Source organism: Virgibacillus sp. 7505 (assembly GCF_002272135.1).
Taxonomy (GTDB): domain Bacteria; phylum Bacillota; class Bacilli; order Bacillales; family Amphibacillaceae; genus Terribacillus.
The window spans coordinates 1-225 of sequence record NZ_NPBF01000372.1 but is presented as its reverse complement, the minus strand read 5'-3'; the positions used below and the strand labels follow the sequence as shown (position 1 = coordinate 225).

Here is a 225-nt window from a genome sequence, read left to right as displayed (position 1 = left end):
CCAATGGGTACCAGAAAATGTCGAAGCATTCCAGACGATCATGGAAGAAAACACAGTCGTGCAAAGCATGTTTCCAGACAAGTTAGAGGCTGTCTCTAACATTCAGCCTGTGATCGACCAGATCATGGATGAAACCCGGGATGTGGATGCAGAGGGAGCTTTAGAGAAACTAGCAGACCGGCTTCGTACAGAATTTGAGATGGACTAATATCATTGGTAAGGAGG

General features: G+C 46.2%; 1 protein-coding gene. It reads left to right on the top strand.

All coding sequences use genetic code 11. The features are described 5' to 3' along the window. Nucleotides 1-208, top strand: a 208-nt coding sequence (locus tag CHH91_RS20785; RefSeq protein WP_176465890.1) for a hypothetical protein, incomplete at its 5' end; no start/stop codon positions are given. Between the last annotated feature and the right edge of the window lie 17 nt (nucleotides 209-225).